The following is a 16,190-nucleotide window of genomic DNA, read 5'->3' on the forward strand; positions in this document are numbered from 1 at the left end:
GGACGACGCTCCTCATGGGGCAGACACTGCCGGTCACGGCACTAGCCGGCCGGCGTTCCGGCACTCCGGGGTGGCTCGGGGGCCCGGGGTACGTCGAGGGCTTCGGCTGCCTCTGATGCGTCGGGTGTCGCCGGTGTGCGCTTGAACATGCGGGTCGCGGTGATCTCTCCGTGCACCGTCTCGCCGTTCGGATCCTGCTGCGGCAGGCCGGGGCGCAGGTGCTCCTCCACACTGATGTACTTCAGGCCCGCCCTCAGGTCCGCATCGTTGCGCAACCGGATGACCAGCGGGAATTCGGCGAGCGCCGTGGTGTCGAACAGGCCCGTGGTGTAGAGCAGTTGTACGCCGAGGGCGTCCGACACCGCGCGCTGGAGCTCCAGCAGATACGTGGCATTGGCGCGGCCGATGGGATTGTCGAGGAAGAGCGTGCCCGCGTGGCGGTGCTGGTGCCGGTCGCGGCCCCGGTCGTTACTGCGCAGGGCGGCCATCGTGCAGTACAGGGCGATGGCGGCGGTCAGCAGCTGGCCGCCGGAGAAGACGTCGCCCATCTGTCCGACCGGGACGCGTTCCGCGCGGAGCACCGCGTCCGGCTTGAGGATCTCCACGGCGATGCCCTTGGGCTCCAGGGCCGCCTGTACGCCGCGCAGCAGGAGGGACATGCCGTCCCGTCGCAGGTCGGAGTTCTTCTTGAGGGCGGCGCGAGTGGCCTCGTCGATGACGTCGCCGAGCCGCTCGGCGAGCGTCGCCTGGTCGGGCTCCTCGAAGCGGATCCGGAGGAACTCCTGGCCGGACCACTCCCCCAGGCCCTCAGGGAGCTGGGAGAGCCGCTGGGCGGAACGGAGGGTGGTGAGTGCGGACTCCACGAGTCCGCGGAGCCGGTCGACGATGGAGTCGCGGTTGCGCTCCAGCTGGGCCAGCTCGTCGGTGAGGACGCGGAGCCGGGGCGCGAAGGCGGCGGCCCACTTCTCGGCGTGCTCCGGCAGTGCCGCGGCCGGGAGTTCGCGGATCTGCTGCCGGGCAGGGGTGCGGACCTGCTCGTAACGGGTGGAGTTGGCGTGCCGTACGAGGACGTCGCTCGCCTCGCGTACGGCGCTTTCGGCGGCGGAGAGGTCGGCGGTGCAGCCGCGCAGCGAGCGACGGGCCTCGGCCGCGGACTGCCGGGCCTCGTCGAAACTGCCGGGGTACGGCTCGGGGGCCTCCGGGTCGTCGTCGGCGCTGTGGTCCCTGAGAAGGTCGCGCAGAAGGGCGGCGGTCTCGTCGAAGCCTCCGGCGGAGGCCTCGGCGGTGCGGTGGGCGTGGAGCAGTTCGGCGTGGGCGGCGCGGGCGGTGTCCAGGGCGCCGGTGGCAGCGCCGAGTTCGGCCGTGGCGGTACGCAGGAGGGTCTGGGCCTGCTGGGCGTCGGCGGGGACCAGCTCGTCGGGGAGCTCGGTGTGGTGGGTCTCGCCGTCGACCGGGGCGAGACGCTCGGCCTCGCCGCGCAGCCGGCCGAGCTGCTCGCTCGCGGTGGAGGCACGGGTCTCCAGGAGCTGGACCAGGGATTCGGCGCGGGCGGCGGCCGCCTGGCGCGACGGGCCGTCGGCTCCGTCGGTGCCTTCGAGGAGCTGGGCGGCGCGGGTGCGGACCTTGTTGGTGAGCCGGTCCAGTTCGGCGAGGGCGGCGCTCTCGTCGCTCTCGGCGCGGGCCTGTTCGGCGCGCAGGTCGGCGCCGACACCCACCTTCTCGTACAGCTGGGATGCGGCCCGGTAGGCCTCGCGCAGGGCGGGGAGGGCGGGGCGCGGGGAGTCGCCCTCGGGCTCAGGGAGGTTCTCCGGGGCGCCTGCGATCTCCGCACGTTCGGCGCGCAGGGCTCGGGCGGTGCGGCGGGCGTCGTCGGCCGCGCGCTGGGCGGCCCTGCGGTCCTCGTCGGCGGCGCGGGCCCGCTCCAGGCAGACGGTGGCGCGGGCCTCGGACTCGGCCGCCTCCTCGACGAGCTCGCGCAGTCGTGCCTGCCAGCGCGAGCGTTCGCGGAGCCGGTGGGCCAGGCCCGCGAGGGCGTCGGCGACACGCCGGGCACGCTGGGCGGCCTCCTGGCGCTCCTCGCGGACGCGGGCGGTGTCCGCGGCGGCTCCGTCGGCCTCGGCGCGCGCCGAACGGGCCTCGGCGAGCACGGCCTGGGCCGTCTCGGCGGCCGTGCGGGCGGTACGGGCGGCCTCGGCGAGCTCGGCGAGCATGCCGGGCGGGCAGTCGGCGCGCCAGGAGCCGATGCGGGCGGCGAGGGACCGGTCTCCGGCGAGGCGGGCCGCGAGCGTGCGGATGTCCTCGTCGCGGTCGGCGGCCCGGCTCCGCAGCGCCTGGCGTTCCTCGTCGGCGGCGTGCTCGTCGTGCATCGCCGGGTTCGGCGGGACGAGGAACACCCCGTCGGTGCTCCGGGCGGAGCCGGTGCCGGGGGCGGGTACGGGGGCGAGCAGTGCGGCGGTCGTGCCGACGGCAACGGCGGAGCGCGGCAGCAGGGCGGCGCCGCCCAGGACCTCGCGGGCACGGGCGTGCGAGTCGGCGTCGGTGATGATCACGCCGTCGACGAGCTCGGGGCGGGCGGCGAGCACCGCCGCGTGGTCGGCGGGGTCGACGGCCTGGGCGAGGTAGCGCCAGCCCGGCAGGGCCGGGATGCCGTGCTCACCGAGGTATTCGACGGTGGCGAGCACGTCGGGTCCGGGCGGCAGCAGCCCGCCGTCGCCGAGTGCGCCGAGGATACGGGAGTCGTCGGCCGCGGCGGTGCGCAGTTCGAAGAGGCGGCGTTCGGCGGCGGCGATGCCCTCGTCGAGCAGCTCCCTCAGCTCGTCGGCGCTCCGGTCGAACTCCTCTGCGGTGAGCGGCTGTTCGGTGGTCAGGGAGTGCTCGCCCGTGGCGGTGCGGTCGGTGGCGAGTGTCTGGCCGGCGACGGCCTGCCGGTCGGAGCCGGCCGCGGCGGTGCCGGAGCCTGTACCTGCTCCTGCCCCGTCCTCGCGCCCGTCCTGGGGCGCCGCGCCGTGCGGTGCCGCGGTGCCTGACGCGGTGCCCGGTGCGTTACCGGTGGCTCCGCGACGGGGCCGGGGCACACCGGCGCCGTGCGCCGAGGGGAGGCCCAGCAGGTCGGCGAGGCGGTGGTCGGCGGCGATCGACTCGGCGGCCCTGAACTCGGCCTCGTACGACTGTTCCGCCGCCTGCGCACCGTCCGCGGCGCGCGCCGCGGCGAGCTCGGCGCGGCTCTCGGCGGCCGCCGCTTCCCTGGCCCGGTCGGCCGCGGCTCCGGCCGCTTCCCGTGCGGCGTTCCAGGCGGCGACGGTGGACTGCTCGGCGTCACTCGCGGCAAGGGCCGCCCGCGCCGGATCGGCGTCCGGCGCGGTGTTGTCGAGCCAGCCCGCCCGTACCGCCTCGGCGGTCTCCTGCTCGACCTCGGCGAGGCGCTGGCGCAGATGTCCGGCCTCACTGCGGGCGCGCTGGGCCTCGGTGGCGGCGGTGGTGGCATCCCGGTGGGCGGTCTCGCCCGAGGCCTGGAGGGTGTCGGAGCGCTCCTCCTCCTCGTTGGCCAGCTGCTCGCCGGCTTCCGCGGCGGTGTGCAGAGCGCGTACGAGGTCGGCGGCAGCGGTGGCGCGGGCGGCGAGCGCGGGTGCGGCGTCGCGTTCGGCCTCGCGGATGGCGACGGCGACGCGCGCGGACCGGTCGGCGGCGGCGCGGTGGCGCAGCACGGCTTCGGCGGCCTGCCAGGCGGAGTGCAGGGTGCGGGCGTCGACCAGTTCGCGACGCTGGGCGGCCGCGCCCTTCTCGGCTGCGGCCAGGGCCAGGGAGGCGTGCCGGTAGGCCAGTTCGGCGGCGACGAGGGCGCTGCGGCTGCGGGCCTCCTCGGCGGCGGTGACGGTGTGGGCGGCGCCCGTCACCTGCTGGGCGAGGTCGGCGGTGCGGCCGCGCTCCTGGGCGGCCCGGGCGGAGAGCCTGCGGGCGAGGGTGCGGGTGCGGCGTTCGGCGCCCGCGTGGATGTCGCGGGTACGGGAGCGGGTGCCGGTGGCCTCGACGATCCGGCCGAGCAGGTCGACGGAGCCTGCGGTGAAGTCGCGTTCCGCGGTGAGTTCGGCCCGGCGGCCCAGCTTGTTGCCGAAGCCGCTGACCAGGTCGGCGAGACCGTCCGTGTCGCGGGTGTCCGTGACGGCGCGGAGCAGCAGGTCGGTGAAGTCGGAGTCCTTCTTGACCGCGAAGAGCCCGGCCGCCTCACCCTCGTCGGCGTTCATCTCGCGCTGGTAGCGGAAGAGTTCGGGGTCGAGGCCCAGGTCGCCGAGGTGCTCGTTCCACCGGTCGTGGATCTCTTCCCAGTGCACATCGAGGTGCTGGTAGAACTTGCCTGCATCCGTGAGGGCGTCCCGGAACCCCTTCATGGTGCGGCGCCTGCCCTGGGCGCCGGAGGCGCCTTCGACGGGGCGGCCGACGGCGGTGGCCTCGGCGACCGGCAGCGAGTCGAGGCTGAGACCGGGTCCGGGGCGGAAGGAGTACCAGGCCTCCGCGAACTTCCGCGGGTCGTTGGAGACCTGCCGTCCGCGCCACTCGCTGACCTTGCCGACGACAACACACTCGCCCGTGATGGTGTGCTGCCACTCCAGGGCGACGTGACCGCAGTCGTCGGCGAGCAGGAACTTGCGCAGTACGCCGGAGCTGGCGCCGCCGAGGGTGTTGCGGTGGCCGGGCAGCATCACGGAGAAGATCAGCTTCAGCAGGACGGACTTGCCGCCGCCGTTCTCCAGGAAGAGCACACCGGCGGGTGCCGGGCGGCGCGGCGGGCCGACCGGCTCCTCCTCGAAGAACTCCGCCTGGGCCGGCGCGGGGTTGGGCACGGGCTCGCCCACTCCGCGCAGGTCAAGCACGGTGTCGGCGTAGCGCGCACCGGCAGGCCCGATGGAGTAGAGGCGGACCCGGGACAGCTCGTACATGGCGGCGGACTCTCGTCGTTCGGAAAGCAGGAGTGGGGCGGCGGTGGGGGTGCTCAGGCGTGGAAGGGCAGGCCGGCGTCGGCCGCCAGCTCCAGGTCGTCGCCGTCGGGCGGCGGCAGCAGCGTCGCCGTTCCGTCGGTGACGGGTACGACGCCGAGTTCCAGGAGTTCGGCCATGGCGGCGGTACCCGCCATGTCGCGTACCTGCAGCTGGTAGCGGGCGGTGGTGCGGAAGGCTCCTCCGGCGTCGTCCCCGGTGCGCTGGAGGAAGCCGGAGTCGGTGAGGAAGGCGACGGCCTTGCCGACGATGCCGGTGGTGGATCCGGCCAGCCGCCGGGCGTCCTTCGTCGCGCCGGTGGCGCTGCGCCGGGCATAGATCCGCCAGGCGGCTTCCAGCCCCGGGGCGTCGGTGGCCGGGTCCGTGTTGTCGCCGTGTTCCGCGGCCCGCTCCTCCAGGCGGTGGCAGGCCTGGCGTACGAACGCGTCGATGCCGTTGACCGTGATCCGGCCGATGTACGCGTCGTCGGCGAGGTCCTCGGGGCGCGGGAAGGCCATGGCGGCGACGGCGAGATGGGCCAGCCCGTGCAGGAAGCGGTCGGCGGAGTCGGAGGAGGCGCGGCGGGCGTAGTCGCCCATGCGGACGGCGAAGACGGAGTCCTCGCCCGCCGTCACGGCCATGCCGGCCCGGGTGGAGACCTCCAGGACGACGAGACCGAGTCCGGTGGCCACGGCATCGGCGAGCCGGGCGAAGGGGGTCTCCTCCCGGTAGCGCCGGAGGAGCTCGGCGTATTCGGCGTCGCGGGCGGGCAGCAGCTTGGGCTGCAGCCCGAAGGCGACGAGCCGGGCGGCGTCGGCCGCGTCGGCCGGGGTGACAGCGGTGGGTGCCACCGGCTCGTGGACGGCGTCGCCCTCGGTCGCGTACCCGGCGGTCGCGTGCCCGGCGGTCGGCTCGCTCCACGCGTCGGTGTGCTCTGCGCGGTGGTCGCTCACGACGGTCGCTCCTCGGTGCGGGATCTCGGTGGTACGGGGTGGGCGGCGCCGGCTCTCACGGCGTCCGTACGGAAGGGTGCGGGCGAAGCCGCGCATCCGGAGGTGGCGGCCCGGGGCCGGCGGTGATCAGGGCCCCGTCGGGTCCGGCGCCCCTGCCCGCTCATGAGGCCTCCGAGCGGTCCGCGGCCATGCCCGCCGCGTCCAGCAGGGCCATACCCACAATCAGGTCCGCCCCGCCGAACTCCGGGTCGTCCAGCCGGGTCCCGTCGTCGACGGCGAACAGCAGGCGCCGCTCGCCCTGCCGGTAGGCGGTGCCGACCGGCGGGGACGCGGCGTGCACCGCAAGCAGGGCGACCAGATAGGGCAGGTCCGGATCGCTCCGCCGGGCCTCGGCGAGGAGCCCGGAGAGCCGGCGCGGTGCGTCGTGCTCCAGATCGAGGAGGTTCATGGCGCTCGCCAGCTGCTCCTCGCTGAACCTGCTGTCGTCCGGGGTGGCGATCAGATCCGGCTCGGGCATCTCGGCACCCAGATGCTCCCGCTCCAGCGGCGGGGTCAGCAGCATGTCGACCAGGTCACCCACCCGTACCGAGGTGGGCGTGCGCAGCCCCGTGCCGTGGGCGAAGAACGCGTCGGTGACGCGGATGGCCTCTTCGACGGGGAGCGGCAGCAGCGGGGCGACCAGCTGGCCGTACAGGTCGAGGCCGGTCCTGGCCGTAGGGGTGGCGAACGCCTGCCGGTCCTGCTCGGCACGGAACAGCGGTCCTGCCTCCAGCAGGCGGGACTGCAGCTGGGTGTGACGGCGGATGCAGTCCTTGACTATGTCGACGAGCTCGGCGGCGCGGCGCTTGTGCTCGGGGTCCTCCGCCTCGTCCCGGGCCTTGCGGATGTTGGTGAGGATCGCGTTCTCGTGGCGGTAGCGGTCGGCCACGTGGTCCAGTGCCTCGGCGATCATGTCGGGCACGGCGTTGAGCCAGTCGACGGCCCTGACGTTGCGCCGGGTCGCCTCCAGCGTCTTGCGGAGCGTCTCCGCGTACTGCACGGTGCGGTAGCGGGCCTGTTCGGCGGCGAGCTGCGCATCGGCGAGGCGGCCCCGGCTGATCAGGACCTCCAGTTTCACCTCGGCAGCGATCTGGGCGCTGGTGACGTCCGTGTCGAGGGCGCCGACCAGGACATTGACCGCTTCGTCGGTGGCCCTCAGATAGACGCTGCCGCCGTAACCGGGTACCTCTTCGATCAGCTTGAAGTCGTAGTCCCTGCGGACATACACCCCGTCCGGGCCGAACGTGCCGTACACCGCGCGGAAGCCGCGGTCCACGCTTCCGACGTTGATCAGATTCTCGAGCACCCAGCGGGCGACTCGCTCGTGCTCCGCGGCGGGACGACGCGGGGCCTGGGCAGCGACGCGCGGGAGCAGCTTGGCCACTATCTGCTCGTGGTCGGCGCCCGTGTCGAAGTCCATGTGCAGCGTGACCTGGTCGATCGCGGCGAGCGCGACCTCCGCCATCGCGTAGACCGTGTACTCACCGGCCAGATTCGCCTTGCGCACGTCGAGGTCGTGCAGCGGCGCCGTGCAGGCGAGCGCGCGCAGCCGCCGGGAGAGCCCCTCGTCGGCGGCCGGGCCCGGGGCGGGCCGCGGCCCCGCGCTGAGCTGGGGCGCAGCGTTGTCCGTGTAGGCAGGCGAAGTCACGCTGCACAGATTAGGTCCTCACACCGACAACGGTCGAAACGGCGCAGAAGCGACCGGTTGCCGCACTCCGTATCCTCCGCCGCCGGGTGTGCGCAGGACCAGCACATCGCCGGGCGCCAGTTCGGCCGTGTCGCACCCCTCCAGCGAGGTGACCGTGTTCTTCCCGTCGGCTCGCTCGATGTGCTGGCTGCCCAGCGCGCCCGGTTCGCCGCCCGCCATGCCGTACGGAGGGACGCGGCGATGTCCGGTGAGCAGCGCCACCGTGACGGGTTCGAGGAACCGGAGTCTGCGCTCGACCCCGCAGCCGCCGTGCCACCGGCCCGCTCCCCCGCTGCCGTCCCGTACCCGGAAGCTCTCGACCAGGACCGGGTAGCGCCATTCGAGCACTTCGGGGTCGGTGAGCCGGGAATTGGTCATATGGGTCTGCACGGCGTCGGTGCCGTCGAAGCCGTCGCCGGCGCCCGAGCCGCTGGCCACCGTCTCGTAGTACTGGACGCGGTCGTTGCCGAAGGTCAGGTTGTTCATGGTGCCGGAGCCCTCGGCCTGGATGCCGAGCGCCCCGTACAGCGCGCCCGTGACGGCCTGGGAGGTCTCCACATTGCCCGCGACGGTGGCCGCGGGATGGACGGGCGCCAGCATCGAACCCGCCGGGACTCTGACCTCCAGGGGTTTGAGGCAGCCGCTGTTGAGCGGGATGTCGTCGGCGACCAGGGTCCGGAAGACGTACAGAACCGCGGCCATGACGACGGACTTCGGGGCGTTGAAGTTCCCGGGCTGCTGCGGCGAGGTGCCGGTGAAGTCGACGATCGCGCTGCGGGCGGTACGGTCCACGGTCAGCGCGACCTCGATCACGGCACCGTTGTCGGTCTCGTAGCGGTACGAACCGTCGTGCAGCCGCGCGATGATCCGGCGTACGGACTCCTCGGCGTTGTCCTGCACGTGGCCCATGTACGCGTCGACGGCCTCGGCGCCGAACTGGTCCACCGTGCGGCGCAGTTCCGCGATGCCCTTCTCGTTGGCGGCGATCTGGGCCCGCAGATCGGCGAGATTGGTGTCGGGGTCACGGGACGGGTATGCGGCGGTGGTGAGCAGCTCGCGGGTCTCGGTCTCGCGGAACCTGCTGTCCCTCACCAGCAGCCAGTTGTCGAACAGCACCCCTTCCTCGTCGATGGTGCGGCTGAAGGCGGGCATGGAGCCGGGGGTGATGCCGCCGATCTCGGCGTGGTGGCCACGTGACGCCACCAGGAATCTCAGCCCCGACCCGTTCTCGCCGCGTTCGTCGAACACCGGGGTCACCACCGTCACATCGGGCAGATGTGTGCCCCCGTGGTACGGGTCGTTGATGGCGTACACATCGCCGGGGCGCATCGTGGAGCCATTGCGCCGCAGCACCTCCTTGATGGACTCCCCCATCGAGCCGAGGTGCACCGGGATGTGCGGGGCGTTGGCGATCAGATTGCCGTCCGCGTCGAAGAGCGCGCAGGAGAAGTCGAGCCGCTCCTTGATGTTGACGGAGTGGGCGGTGTTCTCCAGGCGCACGCCCATCTGCTCGGCGATCGACATGAAGAGATTGTTGAACACCTCCAGCATGACCGGGTCCACCCGCGTGCCGACGGCGGTCCGGTCGGGGCGCGGGCGGACCCGGGTGAGCAGCAGATGGCCGGTGTCGCCGATGGTGACCTGCCAGCCGGGGTCGACGACGGTGGTGGCGTCGGCCTCGGCGATCACGGCGGGACCGGTCACGGTGTCCGACGGTTGCAGGGCCTCGCGCCGGTGGAGCGGGGTGTCCAGCCATCGGCCGTCGGCGAACATCCGTACCGTGTCGTGGGGTTGTGGCGTGCCCTCGCGGTCCGTCCGGTCCACCGGGTGCAGTACGTGCCGGCCCGCCGCGCCGGTCGCCTCGACCGACACCGCCTCGACGAGCAGTGGTCTGTCCATGGTGAAGCCGTAGCGGGCGCGGTGCTCGTCCGTGAACGCCCGTGACATCGCGGGCGCGGTGTCCAGGTCGACGGGCAGGCTCGCGTCCGTGCCGGCATAGCGCAGGAGGACCCGGGCGTGGGTGCTGATGGCGCTGTCCTCGAGTCCGTCGGCGCGCAGTTCGGCGCGGGTGCGGGCGGCCAGTTCCGCGCAGAGAGCGTCGACCGCGGTCCGGGTGCCTTCGGCGTCGAGCTCCGCTTCGACCGACTGTTCGCGCATGGCGGTGGCGTCGGCGAGACCGATGCCGTACGCGGACAGCACCCCGGCCAGCGGTGGCACGAGGACGGTGTCGACGCCGAGTGCGTCGGCGACGGCGCAGGCGTGCTGACCGCCGGCGCCGCCGAAGCAGGTGAGGGCGTAGCGGGTGATGTCGTGGCCGCGCTCCACGGAGATCTTCTTGACCGCGTTGGCCATGTTGAGCACGGCGATCTCCAGGAATCCGGCCGCGGCCTCGGCTGCGGTACGTCGCGTGCCGGTGGCCTGTGCCACCTCGTCGGCGAGTGCCCCGAACCGCTCGCGCACGACGTCGGCGTCGAGCGGCAGGTTTCCCTCCGGCCCGAAGACTGCCGGGAAGTGCGCGGGCTGTACCCGGCCGAGCATCACATTGGCGTCGGTGACGGTGAGCGGCCCACCCCTGCGGTAGCAGGCCGGGCCGGGGTCCGCGCCCGCGGAGTCGGGTCCGACCCGGTAGCGCCGGCCGTCGAAGTGCAGGACGGAGCCGCCACCGGCCGCAACGGTATGGATGTTCATCATCGGGGCGCGCATCCGCACCCCGGCCACCCGGGTGCCGAGCTCGCGCTCGAACTCGCCCGCGTAGTGCGAGACATCGGTGGAGGTGCCGCCCATGTCGAAGCCGATGACCCGGTCGAATCCGGCCTGTCCGGACGTACGGGCCATGCCGACGACCCCGCCGGCGGGGCCGGACAGCACCGCGTCCTTGCCACGGAAGTGCGCGGCTTCCCGCAGTCCGCCGTTGGACTGCATGAACATCAGCCGGACGGATTCCAGTTCGCCCGCGACCTCCTCGACGTACCGGCGCAGGATCGGCGAGAGGTACGCGTCGACGACGGTGGTGTCGCCGCGCGGTACCAGCTTGATCAGCGGGCTGACCTCGTGCGAGCAGCTGACCTGGGTGAAACCCGCCTCACGGGCCGCGGCGGCGACGGCGGTCTCGTGAGCGGGGTGGCGGTAGCCGTGCATCAGGACGACCGCCGCGCTACGGAAGCCGTCCGCCCTCGCGGCTCTCAACTGCGCTGCCGTCGCAGGCAGATCGAGGGGGGTGAGGGTCCGGCCGTGCGCGTCGATCCGCTCCGGGACCTCGATCACCCGGTCGTACACGGCCTCCGGTAGCAGGATGCGGCGGTCGAAGAGGCGCGGGCGGTTCTGGTACGCGATGCGCAGGGCGTCCCGGAATCCTTCGGTGGTGACCAGGACGGTCGGCTCCCCACGCCGTTGGAGCAGGGCGTTGGTGGCGACGGTCGTGCCCATCTTCACGCTGCCGACCCGGTCGGCGGGGACCGGGTCGGCGGGGCCGAGGCCGAGCATGAGGCGGATCCCGGCGACGGCGGCGTCGCGGTAGCGGTCCGGGTCGTCCGAGAGGAGCTTGCGGGTGACCAGGTGCCCGTCGGGATCGCGGCCCACCACGTCGGTGAACGTGCCGCCACGGTCGATCCAGAACTCCCAGCGTCGCGTCATCCCTCCATACTGACGCGCGGCGCGGACAACAAGGACGCGACGTGCCGCCCCTCGGGCGTGGCGGCGGCAAGCGCGCCCTGCAACGCCTGGTCGGCCCGCCGGTCCGGTTGCCCGCTCGTGCCGCACGCCCAGTGCCGTACCTCCGCTCCCGCCAGGCACAGCAGCTGAGGCTGCGCAGCGCCTCGTCGCGCAGCGCGGGCCGGAACCGTACGGTGTCGACGCCACGCGGCCACAGCCGCACCCGCTCCACCCCTTGGTCGGTGAGGTCGCGGACGGCGGCGGTCGACGGAGCGAGCGTGCGGTCGGCGGCGCTGTGCTCGGCGCGCATCCGCCGCCGGGCGGTGTTCTCGCCGGCGCCGAGGTACGTACGGGCGTAGCCGGCCAGATCGGTCTGGTAGACGGCCACGGTCGGCAGCCCCAGCCGGGCGGCGGCCGCCATGCCGCGGACGCCGAGCACGAACGGTCCGGCGAGATGGACGAGTTCGGCCCGGTGGGCGATGAGGACCATGAGCGTTGGACGTTCGTGGGCGGGTACGCCGCGCTCCCCCGAAGCGCTGCGTCCTGCTGTGCGTGGAGCGCGTCAGACAGCGGGGGCGTCGGGTCCGATCCTGCTGCGTACCGCGGTCTGCACCTCGGCCTCCTCGGCCGGGTCGGCGGCCAGTCGGCGCAGCCGTTCGGCGACCCTGATGTCGCCGGTCTCCGCGTGGAGTGCGGCGACCTCGCGGGTGGACTCCTCGCAGTCCCACAGGCATTCGACGGCGAAGCCGGTGGCGAAGGAGGGGTCGGTGGCGGCGAGCGCGCGGGCCGCCCGGCCGCGCAGATGGGAGGAGGACGTCTCCCGGTAGACATGGCGCAGGACGGGTGCGGCGCAGGCGATACCCAGCCGGCCCGTGCCGTCGACCAGGGTCCACAGGCGCGGTGCGTCCGGTCCTTCACCGCGTACGGCGTCGCGCAGGGCGGCGAGGACGAGGGAGGTGTCCTGTGCTCCGCCCCGGCAGGCGAGCACACCGGCGGCGGAGGCGCCGAGCGCGTCGGGCCGTCGGGCCCAGCGCCGGGCCCGGTCCACCGCCGCGTCGCCGCACATCCGCTCGAAGGCGGCGACGGCCGCGTCGGCGACGGTGCTCGACGGGCTGACCGCCGCGGCCTCGATGAGGTCGAGGACAGCGGGGTCCCTGGCCTCGGAGAGGTAGTGCAGGGCCGCGCAGCGGGCGCCGTCCGGGCCGCTGCGGGCGGTCTCGACGATCAACGGCCGGTCCTCGGGACCGGCGACGGCGGTGAGGCAGCGGGCGGCCGGTACGTGGAGGACGCTTCCGCGGTCCAGTCCCTGCTGGGCCCAGTCGAACACGGCCTGGATGCTCCAGCCGGGGCGTGGGCCACCGGGCCGCATCTGCCGCTGCCAGCGGTCGAACGAGCCCTGTTCGGAGGCGGCCCTGACCCGGGCGCCGACCGCTTCACGCGGGTCTTCGGCCCACAGCCGCCAGGGCCGGGGCTCGAAGGCGTCCCGTACGGCGGCCGCGAGTTCGGCGGTGCCCTCCTCGGTGGCGGGGAACCGGCCGAGGACGGGCACGGCGAGGGAACGGAGCCCGGCGTCGTCGTCACGCAGGGCCAGCTCGTCGAGGGCCCAGGCCCAGTTGGCGCCCGTCGCCGCGTACCGCCGCAGCAGGGCCAGGGCGTCGCCGCGTCCGTACGAGGCGAGGTGGCCGAGGACCGCGAGGGCCAGGCCGGTCCGCGAGTCGTCGGTGTCGATGTGGTCGTCGGGATCGCAGAGGTGCCGCTCGATCTCTTCGATGCCGCCGTCGAGGTCGAGGTACAGGCGTGCGTAGTAGAGGGAGCGGTTCTCGACCTGCCAGTCGTGACGCGGATCGCTCAGGACACAGTGGTTGAGCGCCGCGAGGGCCTCGGGGCGCGGTGCGGCAAGCGCGTGGAGCGTGCCGTCGCCGCGGCCCCTCTGCAGCAGGCCGAGCAGGGTGCCGCTCGGCGCTATGAACGGATCGAACATGGGAGAAGCCTCACATCAAGCTGTCGACGCAACCGGGACTGTGCAGTTCCAAGTGCCGGGTGGGCACTACGCCGCGCAGCAACATGATCGGCCGACCGCCGTCTTCTGCTTGCTGTAGACCATCTTCCTCTGCCTCTCGTCGGTGGCCCGAATCGGGCCCGCGACGTCATGATGACCCAGTCATTTCGCCACCGCGACCACATTTACGGCGAACCCGTTCAGCGGGAGCCGAAGAGTTCCAGCAGGTCGGCCTTGCCGAACATGCGTGCGGTGTCCGTTGCGGACGGTGTGCCGGCGTCCGGGTCGGCGCCCGCGGCGAGGAGCGCCTCGATCACCGCGCCCTCGCCCTTGAAGACGGCTCCGGCGAGCGGCGTCTGCCCGCGGTCGTTGGCCCGGTCCGGGTCGGCTCCCCGGCTCACGAGGGCGGCGACCGCGGGGGCGTGCCCGTGGTACGCGGCGAGCATGAGCAGCGTGTCGCCCCGGTCGTTGGTGAGGTTTGCGGGCACACCGGCGTCCACGTACGCGGCGAGCGCCTCGGTCTCCCCGCGGCGCGCCAGGTCGAAGACCTTGGTCGCCAGCTCGACGACCTCGGGGTCGAGGGGTTCGCTCATCGGACGGACCGCCTTCCATTAACGGGTATCGCTGCTGCCGGCCAGGGGGGCGGTACGCCGTGGGGGCCGTACGAGTGAATCGACAGGGTACTGCTCCGCAGCGCACATGCCGCGACCCGGCCGCGGCAAAGGATCACGTCGCGTGAGGCGGGAACGGTGCGCGGCCCCGGAAGTTCCGTCCGCACCGCGCTCTCCTGTCGGCCAGTCCAGTGAAAAAACCGAGTTTTCACCCAATTGCAGCTTTTATCCTATAGATACTTTTTGTGAGCCTGGAAGGACTCATGGTGACTGTCCCCCAAACAGGAGAACCACTCATGAACCTTTCCATGTCTGGCGTCGTCATCCTCGGCATCATCGTCTTCCTGTTCTTCAGGAAGGACGGTCTGAAGGGCTCGCACGCCTTCGTCACCGCCCTGTTCGGCTTCTATCTGGCCGGCACCGCCATCGCACCGAGCATCACGGCGGGCGGCGCGAGCCTGGCCAGCCTCCTGGGCGGGATCAAGTTCTGACCCGCCGCGACCGCTCCCACCCCTTCAGGAGAACCGACGTGGCCCGGCGACCCCTTCCCCGCATTCTGAGCAGCGGCAGCGCTTCTATCACTCGCAGTCGCGAGTTCGCGCGCACGGCCGCCGGCAACGCCACCGACGTCCTCCATCCGCTGATCAGGGTCGTTCGTGGTCTGCGGCTGCTGGCGGGTGCGGGACGGCAGAAGTGGGCCGCGACACCCAAGGAGCGGCGTAATCCCATCCTGTTCCTCGTCGCGGCCTGCGTACTCGTGGTGGTACTCATCCCGTACGGGCCGCTGCTCGCCCTGGTCACGGTGATGGGCGCCGCCGCATGGAAAGGTCGGGAACGCACGCCCGCGAAGACCGGTCCCGGCAAGGCCGAGACGGCGCGCCTGCAGGCGCTGTACGAGGCGCTCGTGCCGCGCTTCTCCGCCGCCGAGGACCCCAGTCCGCTGTTCGCCCACGGTGGCGACTGGGCCAAGGCGTTCAGCGGCTACGAGTTCGACGGCGACGGGCGCGTCACCCGCCTCCACGTCTCGTACCCCGCCTACTTCACCGACAGTGAGACCGCCTCCCGCACCCGGATCGAACAGCTGCTGCACGCGAAGTCGGGCCGTGGCCGCGAGTACCACTTCGCCTGGGACGAGGAGGGCAACCAGCTCGTCATGAGCGTGCTCGACGCACTGCCCACCTCGATCGCCGCACAGCGCTTCGTCACCGCGCCGGGCGAGACGGTGCTGGGGTTCACCGACAACGACGCGGTGCAGCGCACCGTGCCGGTGACCGACGGGGACACGACCCGGGACGCTCCCCCGGTCGTCTGGCGGACCGGCGCCCGCTCCACCGAGCCGCACCTGCTGATCGTCGGACAGCCCGGCAGCGGCACCACCACCCTGATGCGCTCCATCGCCATCCAGGTGCTCCAGCACGGCGACATCCTCCTCATCGAAGGCAGCGGAACCGGTGAGTACGCCTGCCTGACCGGGCGCACCGGAGTGCTGGCCCTCGAGTGCGGACTGGCCGGCGCACTGGCCAGCCTGGAGTGGGCGGCCCATGAGACGGAGCGGCGGCTGATCGCCGCCAACCGGGCCCGGCAGGCGGGGCACTCCGCGCCCGAGGACACCAGGCGCCCGCTCTGGATCCTGCTGGACCGGCCCAGCGTCCTCGGCCATCTGGCGGCCGCCGACGGCAGACCCGACCCGCAGGAGCTGCTGCAGGTGCCGCTGCGGCACGGCCGCGCGGCCAATGTCACCGTGGTGCTGGCCGACCAGTTCGACAGCCTGGACACGCTCAGCGAGACGGTACGGACCCACACCAGGGCCCGCGTCGTGCTCGGCCACAGCTCCCGCGACCAGATCGAGACGGTGCTCGGCCTGGAGCCGCACACCACACCGACCCCGGACGTCCCGCCCGGCCGGGGGTACGTGCGGCTCGGTACCGGTCCGGTGCTGCGGCTCCAGGTTCCGGCCACACCTGATCCGTACGACGACGCGACGAGCGAGGCGCACCGCCAGGCGGTGCTCGATCTCCTGCCCACGGGGCAGACGCCGATCGAGGCGACCGTTCCGGATCCGGCGACTCCGGCGACTGCGACCCCCTTGACCCCGCAGAACGCACTGACCGCGGAGATCGCCCTGACCCCCGAACAGATGTCGCTCAGCGAGTAGGAGCGCGGAAGGGGCGGGGAGGATCGCGCGATCCGAAGTCGATCGCGCTGTAGGCACGCAGCTTCGACAGCCGGTGGGTCGAGTCGATCTTCCGGATCGTGCCGGACTTGGACCGCATCACGATC

At 73.0% G+C, this 16,190-nt stretch carries 8 protein-coding genes and 1 pseudogene; 2 read left to right on the forward strand and 7 right to left on the reverse strand.

The annotated features are described in order from the left end of the window. Nucleotides 1-41: 41 nt before the first annotated feature. From ACWD6R_RS30565 to ACWD6R_RS30595, 7 genes and pseudogenes are all read right to left on the reverse strand, one after another. Complete coding sequence (locus ACWD6R_RS30565; RefSeq protein ID WP_451821655.1) at nt 42-4,934, reverse strand: hypothetical protein; 4,893 nt, start codon at nt 4,932-4,934, stop codon at nt 42-44. A 53-nt stretch (nt 4,935-4,987) separates the two neighbouring features. Then, nucleotides 4,988-5,923, reverse strand: a complete 936-nt coding sequence (locus tag ACWD6R_RS30570; protein WP_451821656.1) for a hypothetical protein — start codon at nt 5,921-5,923, stop codon at nt 4,988-4,990. Between the two features lie 160 nt (nt 5,924-6,083). Then, nucleotides 6,084-7,610, reverse strand: a complete 1,527-nt coding sequence (locus ACWD6R_RS30575; protein WP_406417542.1) for a hypothetical protein — start codon at nt 7,608-7,610, stop codon at nt 6,084-6,086. A gap of 18 nt (nt 7,611-7,628) precedes the next feature. Beyond that, complete coding sequence (locus ACWD6R_RS30580; protein WP_451821657.1) at nt 7,629-11,282, reverse strand: hydantoinase B/oxoprolinase family protein; 3,654 nt, start codon at nt 11,280-11,282, stop codon at nt 7,629-7,631. A gap of 172 nt (nt 11,283-11,454) precedes the next feature. After that, nucleotides 11,455-11,781, reverse strand: a pseudogene (locus tag ACWD6R_RS30585) (glycosyltransferase); the annotation flags it as partial. An 81-nt stretch (nt 11,782-11,862) separates the two neighbouring features. Beyond that, complete coding sequence (locus tag ACWD6R_RS30590; protein WP_451821658.1) at nt 11,863-13,281, reverse strand: HEAT repeat domain-containing protein; 1,419 nt, start codon at nt 13,279-13,281, stop codon at nt 11,863-11,865. A gap of 218 nt (nt 13,282-13,499) precedes the next feature. Further along, the gene (locus tag ACWD6R_RS30595) at nt 13,500-13,892 is read right to left on the reverse strand and encodes an ankyrin repeat domain-containing protein (protein WP_451821659.1); all 393 of its coding nucleotides are present in this window, start codon (nt 13,890-13,892) and stop codon (nt 13,500-13,502) included. A gap of 314 nt (nt 13,893-14,206) precedes the next feature. Here ACWD6R_RS30595 and ACWD6R_RS30600 point away from each other — a divergent pair, with 314 nt between their 5' ends. Both ACWD6R_RS30600 and ACWD6R_RS30605 read left to right on the forward strand, forming a co-directional pair. Continuing rightward, nucleotides 14,207-14,401 carry a hypothetical protein gene (locus ACWD6R_RS30600; RefSeq protein ID WP_266988092.1) on the forward strand — a complete coding sequence of 65 codons (195 nt, stop codon included), beginning with the start codon at nt 14,207-14,209 and terminating at the stop codon, nt 14,399-14,401. Between the two features lie 38 nt (nt 14,402-14,439). After that, nucleotides 14,440-16,065, forward strand: a complete 1,626-nt coding sequence (locus ACWD6R_RS30605) for a hypothetical protein (protein ID WP_451821660.1) — start codon at nt 14,440-14,442, stop codon at nt 16,063-16,065. Nucleotides 16,066-16,190 lie beyond the last annotated feature (125 nt).

It is taken from the genome of Streptomyces sp. NPDC005151 (assembly GCF_053599875.1).

Bases quoted from the DNA above. Each gene is read 5' to 3' on its own strand.
- ACWD6R_RS30590 (WP_451821658.1), bottom strand. From the start codon at position 13,281: ATGTTCGATCCGTTCATAGCGCCGAGCGGCACCCTGCTCGGCCTGCTG.
- ACWD6R_RS30565 (WP_451821655.1), bottom strand. From the start codon at position 4,934: ATGTACGAGCTGTCCCGGGTCCGCCTCTACTCCATCGGGCCTGCCGGT.
- ACWD6R_RS30580 (WP_451821657.1), bottom strand. From the start codon at position 11,282: ATGACGCGACGCTGGGAGTTCTGGATCGACCGTGGCGGCACGTTCACC.
- ACWD6R_RS30600 (WP_266988092.1), top strand. From the start codon at position 14,207: ATGAACCTTTCCATGTCTGGCGTCGTCATCCTCGGCATCATCGTCTTC.
- ACWD6R_RS30595 (WP_451821659.1), bottom strand. From the start codon at position 13,892: ATGAGCGAACCCCTCGACCCCGAGGTCGTCGAGCTGGCGACCAAGGTC.